At 72.0% G+C, this 23,996-nt stretch carries 20 protein-coding genes and 1 pseudogene; 20 read left to right on the top strand and 1 reads right to left on the bottom strand.

The annotated features are described in order from the left end of the window. Positions 1 to 23: 23 nt before the first annotated feature. Complete coding sequence (locus tag ACIBKY_RS13465) at positions 24 to 1,379, bottom strand: hypothetical protein (RefSeq protein WP_397096944.1); 1,356 nt, start codon at positions 1,377 to 1,379, stop codon at positions 24 to 26. Positions 1,380 to 1,545: 166 nt separating this feature from the next. On the opposite strand from ACIBKY_RS13465, the gene ACIBKY_RS13460 reads away from it, so the two are divergent. From ACIBKY_RS13460 to yajC, 20 genes and pseudogenes are all read left to right on the top strand, one after another. Continuing rightward, the gene (locus ACIBKY_RS13460; RefSeq protein ID WP_397096943.1) at positions 1,546 to 3,204 is read left to right on the top strand and encodes a serine/threonine-protein kinase; all 1,659 of its coding nucleotides are present in this window, start codon (positions 1,546 to 1,548) and stop codon (positions 3,202 to 3,204) included. An 86-nt stretch (positions 3,205 to 3,290) separates the two neighbouring features. Further along, on the top strand, positions 3,291 to 4,688 hold the full coding sequence (locus ACIBKY_RS13455; RefSeq protein ID WP_397096942.1) for a basic amino acid/polyamine antiporter: 1,398 nt from the start codon (positions 3,291 to 3,293) through the stop codon (positions 4,686 to 4,688). A gap of 13 nt (positions 4,689 to 4,701) precedes the next feature. Beyond that, a complete protein-coding gene (locus tag ACIBKY_RS13450; RefSeq protein WP_397096941.1) occupies positions 4,702 to 5,952 on the top strand; it encodes an arginine deiminase in 1,251 nt (416 codons plus the stop codon). A 22-nt stretch (positions 5,953 to 5,974) separates the two neighbouring features. Then, on the top strand, positions 5,975 to 6,460 hold the full coding sequence (locus ACIBKY_RS13445) for a hypothetical protein (protein ID WP_397096940.1): 486 nt from the start codon (positions 5,975 to 5,977) through the stop codon (positions 6,458 to 6,460). Between the two features lie 40 nt (positions 6,461 to 6,500). Then, positions 6,501 to 8,285, top strand: a complete 1,785-nt coding sequence (locus ACIBKY_RS13440; RefSeq protein ID WP_397096939.1) for a flavin-containing monooxygenase — start codon at positions 6,501 to 6,503, stop codon at positions 8,283 to 8,285. A 56-nt stretch (positions 8,286 to 8,341) separates the two neighbouring features. Further along, positions 8,342 to 10,096 carry a PP2C family protein-serine/threonine phosphatase gene (locus tag ACIBKY_RS13435; RefSeq protein ID WP_397096938.1) on the top strand — a complete coding sequence of 585 codons (1,755 nt, stop codon included), beginning with the start codon at positions 8,342 to 8,344 and terminating at the stop codon, positions 10,094 to 10,096. A gap of 52 nt (positions 10,097 to 10,148) precedes the next feature. Beyond that, positions 10,149 to 10,775, top strand: a complete 627-nt coding sequence (locus ACIBKY_RS13430; protein WP_397096937.1) for a TetR/AcrR family transcriptional regulator — start codon at positions 10,149 to 10,151, stop codon at positions 10,773 to 10,775. Positions 10,776 to 10,929: 154 nt separating this feature from the next. Then, positions 10,930 to 12,579 carry an alkaline phosphatase D family protein gene (locus tag ACIBKY_RS13425; RefSeq protein WP_397096936.1) on the top strand — a complete coding sequence of 550 codons (1,650 nt, stop codon included), beginning with the start codon at positions 10,930 to 10,932 and terminating at the stop codon, positions 12,577 to 12,579. 89 nt (positions 12,580 to 12,668) lie between these two features. Beyond that, on the top strand, positions 12,669 to 13,085 hold the full coding sequence (locus tag ACIBKY_RS13420; protein WP_397096935.1) for a MarR family winged helix-turn-helix transcriptional regulator: 417 nt from the start codon (positions 12,669 to 12,671) through the stop codon (positions 13,083 to 13,085). Positions 13,086 to 13,103: 18 nt separating this feature from the next. Beyond that, positions 13,104 to 14,315 carry an MFS transporter gene (locus tag ACIBKY_RS13415; RefSeq protein ID WP_397096934.1) on the top strand — a complete coding sequence of 404 codons (1,212 nt, stop codon included), beginning with the start codon at positions 13,104 to 13,106 and terminating at the stop codon, positions 14,313 to 14,315. Positions 14,316 to 14,320: 5 nt separating this feature from the next. Then, positions 14,321 to 15,115, top strand: coding sequence for an endonuclease/exonuclease/phosphatase family protein (locus tag ACIBKY_RS13410; RefSeq protein ID WP_397096933.1), 795 nt, complete (start codon positions 14,321 to 14,323; stop codon positions 15,113 to 15,115). A 30-nt stretch (positions 15,116 to 15,145) separates the two neighbouring features. Further along, positions 15,146 to 15,757, top strand: a complete 612-nt coding sequence (gene pdxT, locus ACIBKY_RS13405; RefSeq protein ID WP_379622505.1) for a pyridoxal 5'-phosphate synthase glutaminase subunit PdxT — start codon at positions 15,146 to 15,148, stop codon at positions 15,755 to 15,757. 3 nt (positions 15,758 to 15,760) lie between these two features. Continuing rightward, a complete protein-coding gene (locus tag ACIBKY_RS13400) occupies positions 15,761 to 16,513 on the top strand; it encodes a YebC/PmpR family DNA-binding transcriptional regulator (RefSeq protein ID WP_397096932.1) in 753 nt (250 codons plus the stop codon). Positions 16,514 to 16,554: 41 nt separating this feature from the next. Continuing rightward, a complete protein-coding gene (locus ACIBKY_RS13395) occupies positions 16,555 to 17,649 on the top strand; it encodes an epoxide hydrolase family protein (RefSeq protein WP_397096931.1) in 1,095 nt (364 codons plus the stop codon). Positions 17,650 to 17,660: 11 nt separating this feature from the next. Further along, positions 17,661 to 19,220 carry a hypothetical protein gene (locus ACIBKY_RS13390; RefSeq protein WP_397096930.1) on the top strand — a complete coding sequence of 520 codons (1,560 nt, stop codon included), beginning with the start codon at positions 17,661 to 17,663 and terminating at the stop codon, positions 19,218 to 19,220. Positions 19,221 to 19,229: 9 nt separating this feature from the next. Beyond that, positions 19,230 to 20,381 (top strand): enhanced intracellular survival protein Eis, encoded by a 1,152-nt coding sequence (gene eis / locus ACIBKY_RS13385; RefSeq protein ID WP_397096929.1) that lies wholly within the window; start codon positions 19,230 to 19,232, stop codon positions 20,379 to 20,381. Positions 20,382 to 20,593: 212 nt separating this feature from the next. Then, positions 20,594 to 21,088, top strand: a pseudogene (gene ruvC / locus ACIBKY_RS13380) (crossover junction endodeoxyribonuclease RuvC); the annotation flags it as partial. Positions 21,089 to 21,693: 605 nt separating this feature from the next. After that, complete coding sequence (ruvA, locus tag ACIBKY_RS13375; protein ID WP_397096928.1) at positions 21,694 to 22,314, top strand: Holliday junction branch migration protein RuvA; 621 nt, start codon at positions 21,694 to 21,696, stop codon at positions 22,312 to 22,314. Beyond that, the gene (gene ruvB, locus ACIBKY_RS13370; RefSeq protein WP_397096927.1) at positions 22,311 to 23,375 is read left to right on the top strand and encodes a Holliday junction branch migration DNA helicase RuvB; all 1,065 of its coding nucleotides are present in this window, start codon (positions 22,311 to 22,313) and stop codon (positions 23,373 to 23,375) included. Before ruvA ends, ruvB begins: the two co-directional genes overlap by 4 nt. A gap of 252 nt (positions 23,376 to 23,627) precedes the next feature. Then, complete coding sequence (yajC, locus tag ACIBKY_RS13365) at positions 23,628 to 23,987, top strand: preprotein translocase subunit YajC (RefSeq protein ID WP_397096926.1); 360 nt, start codon at positions 23,628 to 23,630, stop codon at positions 23,985 to 23,987. Positions 23,988 to 23,996 lie beyond the last annotated feature (9 nt).

Below are 23,996 nucleotides of genomic sequence, written 5' to 3'. Positions count from 1 at the left end.
TGGGGCGGGGCCACGCCCATGCCCTACGAGGTCTGGCGCGTGAACTGGCTCAAGGCCCCGCGCCAGTGCACGCCCAGGCTGTAGAGCACGCGTGAGCCGGGGGCCAGGAGCGGCCCCGCGTGGTTCATCACGCCGGTCGGCCCGATCTGCCGGCACAGCGCCGGCTGGCCTTCCCCGACGCACCCCGCGTAGGTGAGGCCGCCGTCGGATGCGCGGCGCAGGTGGGCGACCGCGCCCCACGTGGCGCCCGCGTCCTGGACGTTGCCGTAGACGCTCGCGCCGTCCGGCGACACCGCCACGTCCATGTACGTCCCCCGCGGGCCGTCGCCCCGGCACCCGGTGGCGAACCCGATGCAGCCGTGGTAGGCGAGGTCTCCGTTGACGGTGTTGCGGCGCAGGTGGGTGACGCCGCCGGCGCCGGACACGTACAGGCTGTCGCCGGCCGGGGTGATCGCGGCCCGGGTGGCGCGGTACAGGCCGTGGGTGACGGGCACGTTGCAGCCGCCGGTGCCCGTCTCGGAGACGCAGCCCACCTCGGCCAGCGAGCCGGAGGCCGGGTCGCGGCGCAGGTGCGTCACGGAGCCGGGGTTGCGGGCCACGACGTAGAGGCTGCGCCCGTCGGCGCTGAGCACGGCGTCGCCCGAGGACTTCATGACGCCGGTGCGGCCGATCGGGGTGCACCCCGGCATCGCCTCGCCGACGCAGCCGTGGAAGGCCAGGCGGCCGGTGGCGTTGTCGCGGCGCAGGTGGTAGACCGCGCCCTTGGTGGAGCTCGCGGCGTACAGGTAGAGGTCGCGGCCGTCGGCGGTCGCGGTCAGCGTGTGGTCCGCGGTGGACCAGGGGGTCAGGCCGGGCAGGGCGGAGACGTCGCCGCACGCGTGGTCCCACACGCAGAAGTCGGTGTCGAGGTCGCCGTTGGCCGCCGTGCGGAAGCCGGCCACGGCCGCGGGGGTGGTGGCGTACACGTGGGATCCCACGGCCACCACGGAGCTGGCGGCGTACAGGCGGTCGGGCAGCACCACGTCGCCCGCCCTGGTCGGGCGGCAGCCGGTGACGCCGCCCATGCAGCCGGTGAGGGTCAGCCGGTCGCCGGCGTCGCGGCGGAAGGAGGAGATCGCCGGCATGGCGGTGCCCGACCCGCCGTCACTGCCGGCCACCACGTAGACGGTGTCGCCGTTGGGCCGCATGGTCGCCGCCGACGCCCAGTCGAGCGGGTTGACCGGGCCGATGTGCACGGCTCCCGGCACGTTGTAGGAGATCGTCCGCACGAAACCGAGATCGCCCACCGCCGCCTGCGCGCCGGTGGGATACGCCAGAACCAGTGCCAGTGCCGCGGCGATCACCGCGGTCCACCGTCGTGTACGGGCAGTTGCCAGCACGTTGCGCTCCCTTCGTCAGTCCGACGATCGGTGACGCTCTGGCCGCCGGGGAACGCGTCCGGAGTTATCCGGACAAGGCCGTACAGAGATGATCCACGCCGCTCCGGTGGTGATGGAGCCAGTATCGTCGGGGATGGTGCGGTCACCGAGATCCTGAGGGTGCTTGATGCAGGTACGTCCGCTTCGCTCGTCCGATCCTCGAGAAGTACACGGGTACGCGCTGCGCGGCAGGCTGGGCGAGGGCGGCCAGGGCACGGTGTTCCTCGGCGCCGCCGCGGACGGCTCGCTCGCGGCGGTCAAGGTGCTGCACGCCCGGAGCACCGAGGACGGCGAGGCCAGGCGCTACCTGCAACGCGAGCTGAACGCCCTGCGCCGGGTCGCCTCGTTCTGCACGGCGCGCGTGCTGGCGGCCGACCCCGACGCGGACCCGCCGTACGTGATCAGCGAGTACATCGACGGGCCCTCCCTGCAGGAGGTGATCCGCGCGCGCGGCGTCCTGGCGGGGGCCGAGCTCGACCGGCTGGCCGTCGCGACCGCCACCGCGCTCGGCGCCATCCACGCGGCGGGCGTCGTGCACCGCGACTTCAAGCCGGCGAACGTGCTGCTGGCCGCCGACGGCCCGCGCGTCATCGACTTCGGCATCGCCCGGCCCATGGACGCCACCGCCGCCACCGTCAGCTCCGCCGTCGGCACCCCGGCCTACATGGCGCCCGAGCAGTTGTCCGGGCATCCGGCCGGGCCGCCGATGGACATGTTCGCGTGGGCGTGCACGATGGCGTACGCGGCCAACGGCCGCCCGCCGTTCGGTGACGAGACGCTGCCGGTGGTCATCAACCGGATCCTCAACGCCCAGCCCGACCTGGGGCGGATGGACGGGCGGCTGCGCGGGTTCGTGGCCGCGTGCCTGGAGAAGGACCCGGCGCGGCGGCCGTCGGCCAGGCAGGTGCTGCTCGGGCTGATGGAGCAGGCGCCGAGGGGGACGCTCCCGCCCCCGCCGCCCCACGCCCAGCCGATCGCCGGCGGCCCGCCCCCGCCCAGGCCGGTCCACGGGTCCTCGTTGCCGCCGGGGCCGGTGCACGGACCGCCGTCGCTGCCGCCGCGTCTGCCCGGCCAGACCCGGCCGGGCAGCAGGACGGCCCGCGTGACGGTGGGCGCGGCGGTGGCGGCGGTGCTCGTGCTGGGGTCGGCGACGGCGGTCTATGTCGCTACCAGGCCGGACGCCACGGGCACCCGGGTGACCACGACCCCCACCCTGATCAAGAGCCCCAGCCCCAGGACGAGCCAGGACACCGGTACGCCCGTCGGCGACGTGACCCGTTCGCCCCGGCTGGGCCTGGAGGTCTGGCAGGACGACAAGCCGGTGGCCCTGTCGCTCGACGACCTGGACTCCCCGGTGACCGTGGCCCAGCTCAGGGCGGCGCCGTTCGAGCTGCGCTTCCCGAAGCTCGCCGAAGGGCGGGCGCTGCAGGTCTGCGCGTGGACCGACAAGTCGGTCTTCTCCATCGAGGACGGGGCCAAAGTCGACAGCCACCCGTGCTTCCGCCCCGGAACCGGCGTCGCCGACTACGAGTACGGCTCGGGCACCCTGTACCTGAACAACAACGACGGCCACAACTACCTGGCCGGCAACCGGGTCGCCGCGCAGTCGGCCACCCAGGACAAGGTGTTCGTCTCCAAGGTCTTCCGCGACGGGGCGGACACGCCGCTGGCCGGCTTCGGCGGGACGCTGTACCTGGCCGCCTTCATCGACCTGAACGGCGACAAGGCGTTCAAACGGGCGGGCGAGGGCGAGTACGACTACCTCACGCTCAAGATCACCCGCTGACCGGCAAGCTTGGGCAAAGACCATGATTTGTCGGACTACGTCAAATGATGTGGAGGAATGACCACCCAGGTGGACGGGGGTGGGCGATGACGGCCACGGAGGCACAGGCGGCGTCCCAGAAGCTGTCGCTGCCGACGCTGACCGCGATGGTGGTCGGGTCGATGGTCGGCGCCGGGGTCTTCTCGCTGCCGCGCAACTTCGCGCAGGCCACCGGAGTGCTCGGGGCGCTGGTCGCGTGGGCGGTGGCCGGGGTGGGCATGCTCATGCTGGCCTTCGTCTTCCAGACGCTGGCCGTACGCAAGCCCGACCTGAACGCCGGCGTGTACGCCTACGCCAAGGCCGGGTTCGGCGAGTTCCCGGGGTTCCTGTCGGCGTTCGGCTACTGGGCCAGCGCCTGCGTGGGCAACGTCTCCTACTGGGTGCTGATCAAGTCCACGCTGGGCGCGGCCATCCCCGGCTTCGGCGAGGGCGACACGATCCTGGCCGTGGTCATCAGCGCGGTGGGCGTGTGGGCGTTCCACTTCATGATCGTGCGCGGCGTGCGCGAGGCGGCGGCGATCAACCGGATCGTCACCGTCGCCAAGCTCGTCCCGATCGTGCTGTTCATCGTGATCGTCGCCGTCGCCCTCAAGTCGGCCACCTTCTCCGCGAACTTCCCGGGCACGACAGGGGGCCTGTTCGACCAGGTCAAGGCCACGATGCTGGTGACCGTCTTCGTCTTCCTCGGCGTCGAGGGCGCCAGCGTCTACTCCCGCTACGCGCGCCGCCGCGAGGACGTCGGGCGTGCCACGGTGCTGGGCTTCGTCAGCGTGCTCGCGCTGTTCGCCTCAGTGTCGATCTTCTCGTACGGCGTGCTGCCCCAAGGCGACCTGGCCCAGGTCCGCCAGCCGTCCATGGCCGGGGTGATGGAGTCGGTCGTGGGCCCTTGGGGCTCGGTGTTCATCAGCGCCGGCCTGATCGTCTCGGTGCTCGGCGCCTACCTGGCCTGGACGCTGATGGCCGCCGAGGTGTTGTTCGTGGCGGCCAAGGACGACGACATGCCGCGCTTCCTGCGGCGGGAGAACCGGCAGGGCGCCCCGGTGGCGGCCCTGGTCATGACCAGCGTCCTGATCACCGCGGTGCTGGCGGTCACCCTGTGGTCGGATGACGCGTTCACGTTCACGCTGAAGCTGTGCAGTTCGCTCTCGCTGGTGCCGTACCTGCTCGCCGCGGGGTACGCGCTCAAGCTGCGCGGCACCGCCAGACAGGTGGCCGTGGCGGCGCTGGCCGTCGTCTACACCGCCTTCCTGGTCTTCGCCGCGGGGCTGGAGTTCCTGCTGCTGTCGTGCATCATCTACGCCCCCGGCACGATCCTGTTCGTCATGACCAGGCGCGAGCGGGGCCGGCGCGCGTTCACGCTGCCGGAGCTGATCCTGTTCGTCCTGGTCGCCGCCGGGGCGGTCATCGGCGTCATCGGCCTGGCCGCGGGCTGGATCACCATCTGAGAAGGAGGAAGCCATGACGCTGGGTGTGCATTCCGAGGTCGGGATGCTGCGCAAGGTCATCGTGCACCGGCCGGAGCTGAGCATGAGACGCCTCACCCCGGCCAACAACGACCGGCTGCTGTTCGACGACATCCTCTGGGTCGAGCAGGCGCAGCGCGAGCACGACGCCTTCGTGGCGATGATGCGCGGGCGCGGCATCGAGGTCTACGACCACCGGCGGCTGCTCGCCGAGGCGCTGGAGTCGCGCTTCGACGCCAAGCAGCACGCCATCGAGCAGGCCGTCACCCACCTGACCGTCGGCCCCGCCCTGGTCGACACCATCCGCGAGACGCTGGCCGGGTGGAGCGGCGAGAAGCTGGCCACCCATCTCATCGGCGGCCTCACCAAGCAGGAGTACGGCACCGCCGCCCTGGACGAGAGGTCACTGGTGGCCGCCGCGGCGCTGCCGGGGGAGTTCATCCTGCCGCCGCTGCCGAACTCCCTGTACCAGCGCGACCCCTCGGCCTGGCTGTACGGAGGAGTCTCACTGAATCCGATGTACTACCACGCCCGTCTCCTGGAGACCATGAACCAGTCGACGATCTACCACTACCACCCGATGTTCACCGAGGAGCGCTTCGCCTTCTGGTACCCCGACGCGGGCGAGGACGACCGCTTCCACGAGGAGGACTACGGCACCGCCGCCATGGAGGGCGGCGACATGATGCCCATCGGCAACAAGACCGTCGCCATCGGCCTGTCCGAGCGCACCACCGCCCGCACCGTCGAGCACATCGCGCTGTCGCTCTTCGCCGCGGGCGCCGCCGAGCGGGTGATCGCGGTCAACATCCCCAAGCGCCGCTCCTACATGCACCTCGACACCGTCTTCACCTTCCTGGACGCCGACAAGGCCACCGCCTACCCGCCGTTCCTGGAGACCGCCACTACGTACTCGCTGCGCCCCGGAGACAAGCCGGCGACGCTGGACGTGCGCCGCGACGCCTCCTTCGTCGGCGCCCTGGAGGAGTCGCTCGGGATCGGCCGGCTGGAGGTGATCCCGACCGGCGGCGACGACTACCAGCAGGCCCGCGAGCAGTGGGACTCCGGCAACAACTTCTTCGCCCTCGCGCCCGGGGTCGTGGTCGGCTACCACAAGAACCAGTTCACCAACCGCAAGCTGCGCGAGCACGGGGTCGACGTCATCGAGATCGAGGGCTTCGAACTCGGCAAGGGCCGCGGCGGCGCCCACTGCATGACCTGCCCGATCGAACGCGACGCCGTCTGAACCTCCCCCCGGGAGGAAATCCATGAGAATCGTCCTGATCTGCGCCACCTTGCTGCTGGCCACCGCCTGCACCTCGGGCAACCAGCCGGACTGGTGGCGCACCAACCAGACCGACGGCCAGGTGGGCCCGGTCCGGCTCGTGCACGTCAACATCGAGGCGCCGCCCATGGACGAGCAGAAGCCCGGCGGCACGCTGCCGCTCTACCTGACGCTGTTCAACGACGCGGCCGTGGAGCAGGTCTTGGACGCGGTGAGCACCGTGGAGGCGAAGAAGGTCGTCTACCGCGCGGGCCCCGACGCGCCCGTGGAGCGCATGCGGGTGGTCATCCCGCCGAAGGGGGAGCTGTCCCTGCAGAAGGGGAACGGCCGGCCGTACCTGGAACTGGTGGGCACGAACCGGCAGCTCGGCAACACCACGATCCCCGTCACCTTCCGCTTCCCCACGGCGGGGACGGTCACGATCCGCGTGCCCGTGCGGGCGGGCCGCCCGTCACCGGCGCCGTCGTGAGCCATTGAAGAACAAGATTCCAGAATGTCATTCTGGTTCCATGACCGTCGACAAGCACGCCCTCCGCGCCCGATACCGCCAGGAACGCGACAAGCGCCTCCGCCCCGACGGCAACGACCAGTACCTGCGCCTGACCGGCCGGTTCGCCTCCTACGCCGACGACCCGTACACCCCCAGAGCCCCCCGGGAGCCGAAGAACGACCACGTCACCGTGGCGTTCGTCGGCGGCGGGTTCGCCGGGCTGGTCACCGGGGCGCGGCTGAAGGAGGCCGGGGTGGCCGACGTCAGGATCGTGGAGAAGGGCGGCGACTTCGGCGGCACCTGGTACTGGAACCGCTACCCCGGAGCCCAGTGCGACACCGCCTCCTTCGTCTACATGCCGCTGCTCGAAGAACTCGGCCACATGCCGACGGAGAAGTACGCCCACGCGCCCGAGATCCTGGAGCACTGCCGGCGCATCGGCAAGCACTACGGCCTGTACGACAACGCGCTCTTCCACACCGAGGTCACCGGCATGGAATGGGACGACGAGCGCGCGCTGTGGACCGTCACCACCGACCGGGGCGACCGGTTCACCGCGCGGTTCGTGGCCATGGGCGTCGGGCCGCTGCACGTGCCCAAGCTGCCCGGCATCCCCGGGATCGACTCCTTCGGCGGCCACTCCTTCCACACCAGCCGCTGGGACTACGACTACACCGGCGGCGACCCGGCGGGCGCGCCCATGGACCGGCTGGCCGGCAGGCGGGTCGCGGTCATCGGCACCGGCGCGACGGCGGTGCAGTGCGTGCCGCACCTGGCGCGGGCCTGCGCCGAGCTGTACGTGTTCCAGCGCACCCCGTCCTCGGTGGACGTGCGTGACAACCGGCCGACCGACCCCCGCTGGTTCGCGGAGATCGCCACCCCCGGCTGGCAGCGGCGCTGGCTGGAGAACTTCACCGCCAACCAGGCCGGCGGCGGCGCCGAGGAGGACCTGGTGATGGACGGCTGGACCGACATCGCCCGCCGCGTGCGCGACCGGATCGCCGCCCTGCCGCAGGAAGCGCGGACGGTCGAGCGGATGCTGGAGGCGTTCGAGGACTCCGACTTCGAGAAGATGGAGGAGATCCGCGCCCGCGTCGACGCCATCGTGCGCGATCCGCGGACCGCCGACCGGCTCAAGGCCTGGTACCGGCAGCTGTGCAAGCGGCCGTGCTTCCACGACCAGTACCTGCAGGCGTTCAACCTGCCGGGCGTCCACCTGGTCGACACCGACGGCAAGGGCGTCGAGCGCGTCACGGAGACGGGCGTGGTGGTCGCGGGCCGGGAGTACGGCGTGGACTGCGTGATCTACGCCTCCGGCTTCGAGGTGGGCACCGACTACACGCGGCGCGCCGGCTACGACGTGACCGGGCGGGGCGGGGTCAGGCTGTCGGCGTACTGGCAGGAGGGGATGCGCACGCTGCACGGCACCCACGTGCACGGCTTCCCGAACGTCTTCATCGTCCAGCCGGCCCAGGGCGCCAACCTCGTCTCGAACATCCCGCACAACCTGACCGAGTCGGGCCTGACGATCGCGATGATCGTCAGGCACGCCCTCGACCGCGGCCACGTCCGGGTGGAGGCGAGCAAGCAGGCCGAGGACGCGTGGCTTGACCTGCTCATGTCCGGTCCCGGCACCCTGCTCGGCGGCGCCGACTGCACCCCCGGCTACTACAACAACGAGGGCCAGGACCCGGGGAGGAAGGGCTGGCTGAGCCTCGGCTATCCGCTCGGGGCCGGCGCCTACTTCGCCTATCTGGAGCAATGGCGTACGTCAGGCGACTTCGCCGGCCTCGACTTCACCTAGCTTGATCTTTACCCCCATACCGGTGCCTTTGCCTGCCTCAGGGCAGCTCAACCCCTGTGAGCAGGGACAGCGACGACGTCACGGCCGGAATCAGGGAACGGCTGGGCACCCTGCGCGCGCGCATGCGCCGCGAGGCCGTCATCGACGAGGCCGTCAGCCGCATGGCCGCGCGCCAGAACATCCGCCCCGACGAGGCGGCGCGCCACCTCGGCCGGCTCGCCGACGGTTCCGGCATGGAACTCCTGGACCTGGCCGCCACGATCGAGCCCGCGCCGCGCCCGGCCACGCCGCCGCCGGTGCCCGGATGGGTGCTGGCGGTGCTGCAGGCCGTGCACGTCTCCGCCGCCTACCTCGTGCCGGTCATCGACGACGACGACCGGCCGGTCGACTTCGTGATCGCCGCGGCGAACGAGCAGGCCCGCGACGTGACCGGCCGCGGCGCCGGTGAACTCGCCGGCGAGCGCCTCGTCCAGGCCTGTCCGGGGGTGGTGAAGTCCGGGCTGCTGGAGGCGTACTTCCGGGTACACCTCGGGGGCCGGCCGCTCAAGCTCGACCCGGTGGAGTACGTGGAGGTGCGCGACCACAAGCTCTGGCCCGCGTCGCTGACCGTGCGGGCCGTACCGCTGCACGAGGGCGTCCTGGCGAGCTGGCGCGCGCTCGACGAGGACGAGCGGCTGATCAGCCGGTGGGACCGCGCCCAGCGCGAGGCCGAGCTCGGCTGGGCCGAGTGGACGCTCACCACCGGCCACACCTACTGGACCACCCAGATGTACGGGATCTTCGGCCGCGACCCCGCCGACGGCCCGATGCCCCTGGAGGAACTGCCCGGAGCCGTGGTCGACGCGGACGTGCCGCTGGTGGGCGAGCTCATGTCCACCCTGCTCGAACACGGCGAGGCGGCCGACAGCGAGTTCAGGATCAGGCAGCGCCACGGCGTACGGCAGGTGCGCACGGTCAGCGAGCCCGTCCTCGACGACAGCGGCACTCCGGTGCTGGTCAGGATGCTCGTCCAGGACATCACCCGGGGACGCCGCCGCGAACGCGCCCTGTCGGCGGCCCACGCGCAGGCGATCAGGCAGCGCCGCCGGGCCGAGGAGGAACAGCGCGTCGCCCACCGCCTCCAGGACGCCATCCAGCCCGGCCGCAGCGGCGTCCTCGACGTGCCGGGCGTCCGGATCGCCGTACGCTACCTGCCCGCGGAAGACGTCGGCCGGCTCGGCGGCGACTGGTTCAAGGCCAGGATTCTGCCCGACGGCCGGGTCCTGGTGGCCATCGGCGACGCGATGGGCCATGGCCTGGCCGCCGTCGGACTGATGGCGCAGATGCGCTTCGGCCTGGCCGGGCTCGCCTACACCAAGGCCGACGCCGCCCAGCTGGCCACCTGGCTGAACGACCTCATCTACCACAACAGCGAGACCGTGGCCGCGACGGGCACCGCCGTCATCGGCCACTTCGACCCCGGCAGCAGGCTGCTGTCCTGGACCAGCGCCGGCCACCCGCCGCCGCTGCTGGTGCGCGACGGGGTCGCGGCGCTGCTGGAGCCGCCGCCAGGGCTGATGCTGGGCGCCCTGGAGTCGGTCGCCTACGAGCTGACCACCACGCAGCTCCACCCCGGCGACACGCTGTTCCTGTACACCGACGGCGTCATCGAGCGCCGCGACCAGGATCTCGACGCCGGTCTGAAGTCGCTGCTGGAGGCGGCCGACGACTGCCCGCTCGACGATCCCGAGGCGGCCATCGGCTGCGTCCTGGACCGCATCGGGCTGGACACCCACGACGACGTCTGCCTGCTGGCGCTGCGCATCCGCTGAACCACGGCTACACATGCGTATAGTCGGCTAAGCCCGTGGACAGGAAGAAACGATGACCACACCCGACCCGGAAGACCTCACCGCGCGCGCCCGCATCAGGGACGCCGCGATGCGCCACTTCGGCGAGCACGGCTTCGAGCGGGCCACCATCCGGGGGATCGCCGACGGCGCGGGCGTCTCCTCCGGGCTGGTGCGCCACCACTTCGGCTCGAAGCAGGGCCTGCGCGAGGCCTGCGACGAGTACCTGGCCAAGGCGATCCGCACGCTCAACGACGAGGTCCGCGCCGACGCCGGGCACAACTACGTCGCCGTCTCCCGCGCCGTCTTCGGTCCCTACCAGCGCTACATGTCCCGAGCGCTGGCGGAGGGCTCGGCGGCCGAGGTCTTCGACGCGATCGCGGAACTCGGCGAGCGATGGCTGGCCGAGGCCGACAAGAGCCGCCCCGACCCGCCCGTGGTCCCGGTCAGGGCGCGCGCCACCGTCGGCACCGCGATGGCGCTGGCCGTCTCCGTGCTGCAGGAGCACATCTCCCGGCGGCTCGGCGTGCAGATCTTCAGCCCCGCCGGGGACGAACTGCTCGCCCGGGTGCTGCTCGACCTCTACTCCCACTCCTGGCTCACCCCGGAGGAGGGCGCCGCGTTGCAGGCACGCCTCGACGAGAAGGAAGATCCCCTTTAGCGCAAAACCATGCTCTCCGCCGCAAGATATGCCGAAAGGGACGACATCCCGCTGGATGTCGTCTTTTTCGTGTTAGGTGGCGTTCACCCGTGAGTCATGAGCCTCAGTCAGGCTACGGGCGTCCCTCACCCTTGATCGACAGGGAGCCACCCCCGTGCGCAACCTCAACCGCCGCCACTTCCTTGTCACCGGCCTGGCCGCGGGAGCCGCCGCCGGGCTGCCCACCGGGGCCGAGGCCGCCACCCGTGGCAGGGAACCGGCCGCCAACCCCTTCACCCTCGGCGTCGCCAGCGGCGACCCCGACCACCACGGCTTCGTCATCTGGACCCGGCTCGCGCTCACCCCCATGGCCGAGGACGGCATGGGTGGCATGCCCGCGCGCCCGGTCACCGTCCAGTGGCAGATCTACGCCGACGAACGCGGCAGGCGCACCGTGCGCGCGGGCGTCACCCGCGCGGTCCCCGAGTGGGGCCACAGCGTGCACGTCGAGGTCGCCGGCCTGGCCCCCGGCCGCGAGTACTGGTACCGCTTCAAGACCGGCCGCCACGTCTCCCCGCTCGGCCGCGCCCGCACCGCCCCCCACCCCTTCCAGTACGGCGGGCCCATGTCGATGGCCTTCGTCTCCTGCGCCCAGTACGAGCACGGCTACTTCACCAGCTACCGCCGCCTGGCCGAGGAGAACCCCGACCTGATCCTGCACCTGGGCGACTACCAGTACGAGTACACCAAGAACACCTACGTCATCCCCGGCGGCAACGTCCGCCACCACGACGGCCCCGAGACAGAGACGCTGGCCAACTACCGCCAGCGCCACGCCCAGTACAAGGCCGACGCCGACCTGCAGGCCGCCCACGCCGCGGCCCCCTGGCTGGTGGTGTGGGACGACCACGAGCTGGACAACAACTGGGCCGACGAGGTCCCGGAGAAGCCCGAGATCCCGCAGCCGAACTTCCTCCGGCGCCGCGAGGCCGCCTTCCGCGCCTACTACGAGAACATGCCGCTGCGCCGTTCCTCGGTCCCGCGCGGCATCGACATGCAGCTCTACCGCCGTGTGCGCTGGGGCCGCCTGGCCACCTTCCACATGCTCGACACCCGGCAGTACCGCGACGACCAGGGCTGCGGGGACGGCTACCGCGACTGCCCGGCGGCGATCGACCCGGCCCGCTCGATCACCGGCAACGAGCAGGAGGCCTGGCTGCTGGACGGCTTCCGCCACTCCCGCGCCCAGTGGGACATCCTCGGCCAGCAGGTCTTCTTCGCCCAGCGCGACAACAACGCCGGGCCCCAGAAGATCACCTCGCAGGACGCCTGGGACGGCTACGCCGCCTCGCGCGGGCGCATCACCCAGGGCTGGCTCGACGCCCGCGTCCGCAACCCCGTCGTGCTCACCGGTGACGTGCACGCGCACTGGGCCAGCGACCTGAAGCTCGACTACGACGACCCCACGGGCCCGTCGGTCGGCTCGGAACTGGTGGCCACCTCCATCAGCACCGGCGGCGACGGCAAGGACTCCGACCCGCAGACACAGCCGTTCCTGAAGATCAACCCGCACCTGAAGTTCTACAACAACCAGCGCGGCTACGTCCTGACCAAGATCGAGCGGGACCTCATGACCGCCGACTTCCGGGTGGTGCCGAAGGTGCAGGAGCCGGGCTCGGGCGTCCACACCAAGGCCACGTTCGTCATCGAGGACCGCGTCCCGGGCGTGAAGCAGACCTACCTGCGCCCGGTCGACCCGGCGCTCAAGGCGCTCGGCGAGACGACCATCGAGGAGACGGTCCGCCTGGAGACCGAACGCCCCTGACCCACCGGTCCGCCCCGGCCCCCAAGCCGCAAGGGGGCCGGGGCGCTTCGTTTTGAATACTTAGCACAACTAAGTTAGTCTGGCTAAGTATGAGGGACGATCCTGACGCGCTGGCCGAGCAGATGTCCGTGGTGCTGCGCCATCTGGTCCTGCTGCTGCGCCGTACCGTCGCCGGCCAGCCCGTCACCAGCCAGCAGTACGCCGTCCTCGGCTCGCTCAAGCAGGGGCCGCGCCGGATGACCGAGCTGGCCGAGGAGCACGCCGTCCAGCTGCCGACCATGACGGTCCAGATCAACCGGCTCGAAGAGGCCGGCCTGGTGGCCAGGGGCGGCGACCCGGCCGACGCCAGGGTCAGGACGGTCGGGCTGACCGGCGAGGGCCGTACGCGGCTGCTGGCCGTACAGCGCGCCAGGATCGCGCACCTCGCCCACGAACTGGCCGCGCTCACACCGGACGAGCGCGCCGCCCTCGCGGCGGCGCTCCCGGTGCTGGCCAAGCTCGGCTGAGACGCACGAAGGAGTGTCATGTCATCCGGTGGCGGCATACTGCGCCAGCCGATGTCCGTCTGGGCCACCGCGTTCGCCGCGGTCGTCGCCTTCATGGGCATCGGGCTCGTCGATCCGATCCTGCCCTCCATCGCCCAGGGGCTCAACGCCGGCCCCAGCCAGGTGTCCCTGCTGTTCACCAGCTACTTCCTGGTCACCGCCGTGGCGATGCTGGTCACCGGCTGGGTCTCCAGCCGGATCGGCGGCAAGAAGACCCTGATGGCCGGACTCGCGCTGGTCGTCGTCTTCGCCGCGCTGGCCGGGACGTCCGGCAGCGTGGGCGAGCTGATCGGCTTCCGCGCCGGATGGGGCCTGGGCAACGCGTTGTTCGTCGCCACCGCGCTCGCGGTCATCGTGGGCGCGGCCGCCGGCGGCGCCGAAGCCGCGATCATCCTCTACGAGGCGGCGCTCGGCCTCGGCATCTCCCTCGGCCCGCTGGTCGGCGCCCTGCTCGGCGACTGGAACTGGCGGGCCCCGTTCTTCGGCACCGCCACGCTGATGGCCGTGGGATTCGTGCTGATCGCCACCCTGCTGAAGAACACGCCCAGACCCGAGGTCAGAACCCGGCTCAGCGCCCCCCTCCGGGCCCTGGCCCACGGCGGGCTGTCCACCACCGCCTTCACGGCCCTGTTCTACAACTTCGCCTTCTTCACCGTGCTGGCGTTCACGCCGTTCATCCTGGGCATGCCGGCCTACGGCATCGGCGCCGTCTTCTTCGGCTGGGGCGTGTGCGTGGCGCTGGCCTCGGTGTTCGGGGCGCCGCCGCTGCAACGCAGGCTCGGCTCGGTCAACGTGCTGCACCTGGCGCTGGCCCTGCTCGCGCTGTGCCAGATCGGCATCGCGCTGTCCGGCAACGCGGGCATCCACGCCGGCATCATCGCGTTCACCGTCCTTTCCGGCATCCCGATCGGGCTCGGCAACACCGTTTTCACCGAGTCGGCCATGGAGGTCTCCGACGCGCCCCGGCCGGTCGCCTCCGCCGGCTACAACTTCGTGCGCTGGATGGGCGGCGCGCTGGCCCCGTTCGTGGCCACCAAGATGGGCGAGGAACTCGGGATCGCGGTGCCGTACCTCGCCGGCGCGGCCTGCTGCGTCGTCGCCATGGCCATCCTGTACGGCAGGCGCCACCACCTTCTCGCCCTGCGTCGCGTCGACACCGACCACGCCCTGGAGGACGCCGTGGTTGCATAGCAGGCATGATCGGACACGCCCTCGTGGCGGCCGGGCTGGCGGTCAGCCCCGCCGTCGCGTTACGCCCGGAAATATCGGTCATGACGTGGAACGTCTGCGCGGGCACGAACGCCTCCTGCTCTCTCTACCGCCGCACCGCCCCCGAGATCGCCCGCGCCGTCGGCACCCAGGCCGGGCGTGGCACCGACGTGCTGTTCCTTCAGGAGTTCTGCACGGGCGCGGACGCGGCGCTGGAGGGCTGGCTGGAGAACGCCACCGGCCGCGCCTGGACCGTGCGCTCGTGGGGACTCCTGTCGCAGCACGGCACGCCGTACGCCTGCCATCCCGACCTGCTCGGCCGCCCGCGCGGAACCCAGAGCGTCACCGTCGCCGTCGCCGGCCGGGCCACCTTCGAGACCCACGCCCTGAGCTCGCCGCCCTGGTCGGTGAAACGGGCCGCGCTCTGCGCCGACCTGCCCGCGCGCCGGGTGCGAGCCTGTACCAGCCACCTGTCCGTGGGCCTGCCCTACGACGACCGCGGGCCCGGCGCGCCGTACCGGACCAAACAGGTGCGCGAGCTCTTCGCGCTCACCGCGCCGGGCCGCACGCCCGTCTTCGGCGGCGACCTCAACCTGCGGCCGGGCAGCCGCGCGCTCGCCCCCGTCTACGCCCGCTACCAGGAGTGCGACCCGCGGCGGCGGCCGACCATGCGGGCCAAGAAGCTCGACTACCTCTTCACCACGCGGGTGCTCGGCTGCCGCGTGGACACCCGCACCACCGTCTCCGACCACCAGCCGCTCCATCTCCGTGCCGCCCTGTAGGAAGACGCCGGGCCCTCGTGGTGTTGAATGATGCGAACTCCGGACCATGACGGAAGGACCAGCGTGCCCACGATCGGTGTACTCGCCCTCCAGGGAGACGTGCGCGAACACGTCGCGATGCTGGAGGCGGCCGGCGCCGGCGCGACCCCCGTGCGCCGCCCCGCGGAGCTGGAGGCGGTCGACGGGCTCGTGATCCCCGGCGGGGAGTCCACCACGATGTGGAAGCTGGCCGAGATCTTCGAGATGCTCGAACCCCTGCGCCTGCGGATCAAGGACGGACTGCCCGCCTACGGCTCCTGCGCCGGCATGATCATGCTGGCCGACCGGATCGAGGACGGCGTCGACGGCCAGCAGACCATCGGCGGTCTCGACATGGTCGTGCGGCGCAACGCCTTCGGCCGCCAGGTCGACTCCTTCGAGGCCGACCTGACCTTCGCCGGCGGCCCCGTCCACGCCGTGTTCATCCGCGCGCCGTGGGTGGAATCGGTGGGTTCGGAGGTCGAAGTGCTGGCTACCGCGCCGCCGGGGGATAGGATCGTCGCGGTCCGCCAAGGGCCTCTGCTCGCGACATCGTTCCATCCCGAGCTGACCGGGGACACTCGCGTGCACGAATACTTCGTAAACATGGTGAGGGAGCTCTAGGTAATGTCCGGCCACTCCAAATGGGCGACGACGAAGCACAAGAAGGCCGCGCTCGACGCCAAGCGCGGCAAGCTTTTCGCGAAGCTCATCAAGAACATCGAGGTGGCGGCACGGACCGGTGGCCCTGACCCGGACGCCAACCCCACCCTCTTCGACGCCATCTTCAAGGCGAAGAAGAACTCGGTGCCCAACGACAACATCGAGCGGGCCCGCAAGCGCGGCGGCGGCCTGGAGGCCGGCGGCGCCGACTGGCAGACCATCATGTACGAGGGCTACGCGCCCGGCGGCGTCGCGGTGCTCATCGAGTGCCTCACCGACAACCGCAACCGCGCCGCCTCCGAGGTACGCGTCGCGCTGACCCGCAACGGCGGCTCGCTGGCCGACCCCGGCTCGGTGTCGTACATGTTCCACCGCAAGGGCGTCGTGCTCGTCCCCAAGAACGGCCTCGACGAGGACGACGTGCTGACCGCGGTCCTGGACGCGGGCGCCGAGGAGGTCAACGACCTGGGCGAGTCCTTCGAGGTCGTCTCCGAGGCCGGCGACCTGGTCCCGGTGCGCAAGGCGCTGCAGGAGGCGGGCATCGACTACGACTCGGCCGAGTCCGGGTTCCTGCCGACCATGAGCGTGCAGCTCGACGAGGACGGCGCGCGCAAGGTCTTCCGTCTCATCGACGCGCTGGAGGACAGCGACGACGTGCAGAACGTCTTCGCCAACTTCGACGTCTCCGACGAGATCATGGAGAAGCTCGACGCTTAACGCGGAACGAACCTTTCCGCATTGCCTCGTAGCGTGAAGGCATGATCAAGCCTTTCACCATCGACGTCCCGCAGGCCGACCTCGACGACCTCCGCGAGCGCCTGGCCCGCACCCGCTGGCCCGCTCGGCTCCCCGGAGCCGAGTGGAGCCGCGGCGTCCCCGTCGCCCACCTGCGTGAGCTCGCCGGCCACTGGGCCGACGGCTACGACTGGCGCGCCTGGGAGACGAAAATGAACGCCTTCCCGCAGTTCACCACCGAGATCGACGGCCAGCCGATCCACTTCTTCCACGTACGCTCCGCCGACCCCGGCGCGCTGCCGCTGATCCTCACCCACAGCTGGCCGAACTCCGTCGCCGAGTTCACCGAGTTGCTCGGGCCGCTGTCGGAGCACTTCCACGTGGTCGCGCCCTCGCTGCCCGGCTTCGGCTTCTCGCCGTTCCCCGAGCCCGCCGACGAGCGGCCGTGGAGCGTCGAGCGCGTCGCGCGTACCTGGGCCGAGCTGATGAGCCGCCTGGGGTACGAGCGCTACGGCGCCCACGGCAACGACGCGGGCGCGCTGGTCTCCCCGCAACTGGCCGCCCTCTTCCCCGAGCACGTCGTCGGCGTGCACATCACCGGCGGGCTCGGCATGCCCACCGAGCCGGAGGACCAGGAGGGCGTGGACGCCTGGGTCGTCGACATGCTCAGCGGCGCCGCGGGCAGCGGGTACGCCCCCTATCTGGCCGCCCGGCCCCAGACGCTCTCCTACGGCTTCAGCGACTCGCCCGTCGCCCAGCTCGCCTACCTCGTCGAGCGCTTCAAGGAGTTCGACGGCTGGGACCAGGCGGGCTCCACCGACCCCATCGAGCGCGACCTCATCCTCACCAACGCCAGCCTCTACTGGCTGACCGGCACCGGCGGCTCGTCGTCGTGGACGTACTACGAGGGCGCGGCCGGACTGCCGATCGACCAGGACGCCGTCCCCACCGGCGTCTCCCACGGCGGCCCCGAGACCTTCCGGCGCATCGCCGAGCGCAAGAACACGATCGTGCGCTGGAACGATCTCGACCACCCCAGCCACATGCTCGCCATGGCCGTGCCCGGCCCGCTGGCAGCCGACATCCGCGACTTCTTCGGAGGACTCGCCCCTCGCTAGGGTGGTGGGCCATGATCCCGGCCCCGCCCGCTCCCCGCCCGCCCGCAGCGCTCGGCTGGTTACTCCTGGCGCCCGCGGCGTTCGCGGCGCTCGCCTGCCTGGTCGTGCCCAGCGTGCACACCGTCGTGATGAGCACGCGATCGGTGCGCCTGCTCGCACGTCGGGACGAGCCCGTCGGCCTCGCCAACTACGCCGCTGTGCTCGGGGACGAGGGGTTCTGGCGGGCGCTGGCGTTCTCGCTGCTCGTGACCCTCGTGCCGCTCCTGGTGGCCGTGGTCGTGGCACCCCCGCTGGCGCTCGCGCTCGACCTCGGCGGCACCGGGGTCCGGCGCACCGGGAGGGTCGTGCTCTCGCTGGCGGTCATCACGTTCTCCCCGATCGCGGTGGTCGCCGCCTGGACGCGCGGCCTGCGTCCCGACGCCACGGGCCTGGCCACGCTGGTCCGCGGTGTTGCGGGGGAGGGCGCCGCCCTGACGTTCCCGCTCGTCGTGGCGGCGATGACGTTCGGCGTGGTGTGCGCGCTGGCCACGCTGGCGTTCCTGCCCGCGCTGCGCGGCGGCACCGTGACACCCGCGATGCTCGCCGTGGCCGCCCTGGTCGTGCTCACCCTGCTCGCCGTCGGGCTGCAGGCGTTCACCTTCAGCTCGGCCCTGTCGCGGGGCGGGTCCGGGGGTACGCGGACGCTGGGCGCGTACATGCTGTTCGAGGGGCTGGCCGCGGGCCGGCTGGGGCCGGCAGCCGCGGCGGCGACGCTGACCGGCGTGCTGATCGGCGGGCTCGGCCTCGCCGCGGTGGCCGTGGTGGTGCTGGGCGGGATGCGCCTGCACCTGTCGCCACGGCCCGCCGGACCGTCGCGGCCCGTGGCCGGCGTGCTCGCCCTGGTCGTGGTGGTCGCCGTCGGGCTGGTGCTCGCCTGGCCGTGGATCACCGCCCTGTCCGGCGGGGAAGAGACGCTCCCGGTGACCCTGGGCACGTACGTGCGGACGTGGCTGCCCGCCCTCGCCGGCGCGCTGGTGTCCGTGGCCGTCGCCTACGTGGCCGCGCTCGGCATCGGCGGACTGCGGCCACTGGGGCGCCACAGCGAGTGGCTGCTGCTGCCGTTCGCGCCGTGGGCGCTGGCCGGAGTCGGCCCGTTCAGCCTGGCCACCTGGACCTACGTCCGCGACCTCGGCCTGATGGACACGCTCATCGCCCTCGTCCCGCCCATGCTCGTCAGCGTGCCCGCCCTCGTCGTGCTCACGCTCCTCTGCCGCGGCCTGGCCGAACGCGCGCAGGCCGGATTCCTGCGCGGCGTCGTGCTGCCCTCGCTGCCCATGGCCGGCGTCCTCACCGGCGGCATCACGCTCGTGAACGCCCAGGACGGCCTGTGGCCGCTCATGGTCTTCCAGCGGCCGTCCAACGGCCCCGCCACGATGCTGCTGAGCCAGAGCCTCAACTCCTACCGGGGCACCACCGTCGACGTCGGCGTGACGACGCCGCTGCCCGTCATGCTGCTCGCCCTCGCCGCCGTGGTCGCCGCGCAACTGCTCTACCTCGACCGGCTGGCGATCACGATGGGGAGGAGCGCGTAGGTTTGTCCGGTGGACACACGTGAGCTGACCCTGGACGACCTCGACGCCGTGCTCGACATCCGCAAGCGCTCCTTCGGCGTGCTGTCGCCCGGCGAGCGCGAGCAATGGCTCAAGGCCATGCCTCCGGTCATGGCCGCGGGCCGCTACCTGGGCGTCTTCGACGGCGAACGCCTGTCGGCGGCAGGCCGCATCCGCTCCTTCACCCAGTGGTGGCACGGACGGGCGCAGCCGATGGCCGGCGTCGCCGGCGTCACCGTCAACCCCGAGGACCGCGGCCGCGGCGTGGGCACCCTCCTCATGACCGCGCTGATCTCCCGCGCCGCCGAGCTGGGCGAGGCCGTCTCCGCCCTCTACCCGGCCACCACCCCCATCTACCGCTCCCTCGGCTACGAGCACGCCGGCGCCCAGAACCTCATCACGCTCCCCACCGAGGCGCTGCGCCGCATCCGCCATTCCGGCCAGGTGAAGCTGCGCCGCATGGGCCCCGGCGACGCCTCCGAACTCCTGTCCGTCATCGGCCGCGCCCACGCCGCCGCCCGCGCCAGCGGCCCCATCACCTGGGACGAACGCACCTGGCGCGTGTGGCTCGCCGAGGAGAACGACTTCCTCTACCTCGCCGACGACGGCTACGCCATCTACCGCTGGTCGGACGGCGGCATCGAGGTCGACGCCGTGGTCGCCGGCTCCCCGGAGACCAGCAGGGCGTTGTGGTCCCTCATCGGCAGTTCCTCCTCCATCGCCGCCCACGTCACCGCCGCCGTCGCCCCCGACGACCCGATGCTGTGGCTGGTGGGCGAGCGCGCCAAGGAGACGGTCAAGCAGGTCCGCTGGATGCACCGTCTCATCGACCTGCCCCTGGCCGTGGCCCGCCGCGGCTACCCGGCCGCGGTGTCCGCCTCCGCCGTCGTCGAGGTCACCGACCCCCAGCGCCCGGACAACTCGGGCGCGTGGCGCCTCGACGTCTCCTCAGGATCCGGTACGGCCACCGCCACCACCTCGGCCGACGGCCCCCACCTGACGGCCAACGGCATGGCTGCCCTGTACGCCGGTGTGCCCACGTCCACGCTCCGCCGCTCCGGCTTGATGACCGGGCCAGGCACCTCGGACGACGCCCTGGACGCGGTGTTCGCGGCCCGGCCGTACATGCTGGACTACTTCTAGCCGACGGGCCTGTCCCCGGGTTCTCCTCACCCCGGGGGTCCTTCGCTCCGGACGTCCCCGCGCCGCGCCTCTGCCCCAGGGCCCGGGACTTCCGGCGCGGTCGATGGGCCGGGTCACCGGGGTGGAAGGGGGTGTGTTCGCGGTGCGCGGGCGGGGGAACACGGGTAGAGTTCCGTGCCGAACAGGTGTTCGGCGGTTGAGGGGGCGTGCGGGTGCGGGTGATGGGCGTCGATCCCGGGTTGACCAGATGCGGCCTCGGGGCCGTCGAGGGGCGGCCGGGCACCGCGCTCTCCCTGGTGGCGGTCGGCGTGGTCCGCACCTCACCCGACGACGACCTGGGCACCCGCCTGGTCGGGATCGAGGAGGGCATCGAGCGGTGGCTCGACGACGTCCGTCCCGACGCCGTGGCCGTGGAGCGCGTCTTCAGCCAGCACAACGTCCGCACCGTGATGGGCACCGCCCAGGCGGCCGGCATCGCCGTCCTGTGCGCCGCCCGCCGTGGCCTGCCCGTGGCGCTGCACACCCCGTCCGAGGTCAAGGCCGCCATCACCGGCAGCGGCACCGCCGACAAGAAGCAGATCGGCGCCATGGTCACCCGCTTGCTGCGGTTGCCGGAGATGCCCAGGCCCGCCGACGCCGCCGACGCCCTGGCCCTGGCCATCTGCCACGTCTGGCGCGGCGGCAACCAGCATCGCCTCGCCCAGGCCGTGGCCCGAGCCCAGTCCCAGCGCCGTACCCCCCAACCCCGCACCTCCATCCCCCCACAGGCCCATCGCACCTCCTCCCCCCAGCCCCCGCCGGACGCGTCCGCCCGCGCCACCTCGCCGAACCCGCCCGCCACACCCACCGGCACCCGCCCCGCCCCGGCCGGCCCGCCCGCCACACCCGCCGGATCCTCCGGCGCCCCGGCCGGCTCGGCAGCCGCCTCCCGCAGGTCACGTGACACCGCCGCCGGCCCGTCGCACGGAACGTCCGCTTCCCCCGACGAGCCCGGCGGCGCCACCGGGACACCCGCCACCTCGGGTGCCACCGGCGGCGGGACGCCCACACGCTCGGCCGCCCTGCACACCGCCGCCCCCGGCCGGACCTCGCGCGGCACGGCGGCGTCCCAGCCGCCCGGCCAGGCTCTAGGCTCGCCTTCCGGGCAGCCGCCACGCCCGGACACCGGTCAGGGCCCGGACATCGGCCGGGGCCCGGGCGCCGAGGCGGGGTCCGGCGCCGGATCGGGCTCCGGTGCGACCGGCGGTTCCCGGGTAAACGAGGGTTCTGAAGCCGGCGCTGCCGGCCGTACCACCGGAAAGGGTGTGGGGTTGTGATCGCGTCCGTGGCGGGGAAGGTGGCGGCGCTCGCCCCAGACGGCGCCGTCGTCGAGGTCGGCGGGGTGGGGATTCTGGTGCACTGTACCCCTGGCACCCTGGCCGGGCTGCGGGTCGGGGAGGCGGCCAGGCTGGCGACCTCGCTGGTGGTGCGGGAGGAGTCGCTGACCCTGTTCGGGTTCGGGACCGAGGATGAGCGGACCGTGTTCGAGATGCTCCAGACGGCCAGCGGCGTCGGGCCCAAGCTGGCGCTGGCGATGCTGGCCGTGCACACGCCCAACGCGCTGCGCGTGGCGGTCGCGAGCGCGGACCTCAAGGCGCTCACCCAGGTGCCGGGCATCGGGCAGAAGGGCGCCCAGCGCATCGTCCTGGAGCTCAAGGACCGGCTCGGCACCCCCGAGGAGGCCGTCAACGCCGCGATCGGCGGCAACGCGGGCAGGCCCGCCTGGCGTGAGCAGGTCCACTCCGGCCTGGTCGGGCTCGGCTACTCCGGCAAGGACGCCGACGAGGCGGTCGCCGTCGTGGCGCCCGAGGCCGACGTCGCGCTCGCCGAGGGACGGCAGCCGCAGGTCGCCGCGCTGCTCAAGGCGGCGCTGAGGGCGTTGAGCGTGCGATGAGCGACTGGGACGACCTGGGCGATCTGGAGCGCGAACTGGTCGCGCCGGAGGCCGGCGGCGACGAGCAGCAGATCGAGGCGGCGCTGCGGCCCAAGCGGCTGGCGGAGTTCATCGGCCAGGGGCGGGTGCGCGAGCAGCTCTCGCTGGTGCTCGAAAGCGCGCTCAGACGGCAACGCCCGCCGGACCACGTGCTGATGAGCGGCTCGCCCGGCCTCGGGAAGACCACGCTGGCGATGATCATCGCCGCGGAACTGGGCGCGCCGCTGCGCATCACCTCGGGGCCCGCGCTCGAACGCGCCGGCGACCTCGCGGCGATCCTGTCGACGCTGGCCGAGGGCGAGGTGCTGTTCATCGACGAGATCCACCGGATGGCCCGCCCCGCCGAGGAGATGCTCTACCTCGCGATGGAGGACTTCCGGGTCGACATCGTCGTCGGCAAGGGCCCGGGGGCGACCGCGATCCCGCTGGACATCGCGACGTTCACGCTGGTCGGCGCCACCACCAGGGCCGGACTGCTGCCCGCGCCGCTGCGCGACCGCTTCGGCTTCACCGCCCACATGGACTTCTACGAGGTCCCCGAGCTCGAACAGGTGCTGGCCCGCTCGTCCCGCCTGCTCGGCGTGCACCTGCCGGACGACGCCGGGCACGAGATCGCCCGCCGTTCGCGCGGCACGCCCCGCATCGCCAACCGGCTGCTGCGCCGGGTGCGCGACTTCGCCGAGGTGCGCGCCGACGGCGTCATCACCCGCGACCTGGCCGCCGCCGCGCTCAACCTCTACGAGGTCGACGCGTGGGGGCTCGACCGCCTCGACCGGGCGGTGCTCGGGGTACTGCTGCGCAAGTTCGGCGGCGGCCCGGTCGGGCTGTCCACGCTGGCCGTGGCGGTGGGGGAGGAGCCGGAGACGGTCGAGGTGGTGGCGGAGCCGTTCCTGGTGCGCCAGGGTCTGCTGGCCCGCACCCCGCGCGGCCGTGTCGCGACCGCCGCGGCCTGGACCCATCTGGGTCTCACCCCGCCGCCGGACGCGTTCGGCGCCCCGCTGTTCGGCCCCGCGGACCTATGACACGGAACGGCACGCGCCCCGCCAAACCCACGGGTCACAGAACGGTTGCAACCATTGCGAATTGGGAACTTCCCCGCGCGCCGAATCGCTGCCTCGTTGCCGCGTTTCGCAACAACCGCCTACACTCCGTGGCTTGGCTGGCTGTGTAGGCTGACGGGCTGAGCGGCGCGGCCCGAACGCAACGCACGGAATTTCCGGCGCGAGGCCGGTGTCAACTTCTTGTACGACAATGGAAGGTCGCCCCTTATGGACATGGGATCACTCGGAAGCATCCTGCCGCTGGTACTTCTGGTGGTGGTGTTCTATTTCCTGCTCATCCGCCCGCAGCGCAAGCGGCAGCAGGAAGCCGTCAAAATGCAGAACTCGCTCACCCCCGGTACGCGAGTGATGACCACGACGGGGCTGTTCGCCACCGTGGTGACGGTCGACAATGAGGACGTGATCCTTGAGGTGGCGCCCGGCATCGAGACCCGCTGGGTCAAGGCGGCCATCGGCCGCGTCGTGACCCCGGGTGACGCCCCCGTCGAGGATGAGCCCGTCGCCGACGAGGTCAAGACCGAGGACGTCAAGGACGAAACGAAGAACGGCGACTCGAGCACGAAGCAGTCCTGACTAGGCTGC

The organism is Nonomuraea sp. NPDC050394 (assembly GCF_044459065.1).
Lineage (GTDB): Bacteria > Actinomycetota > Actinomycetes > Streptosporangiales > Streptosporangiaceae > Nonomuraea.
This window is presented reverse-complemented; position numbering and strand designations above follow the sequence as displayed.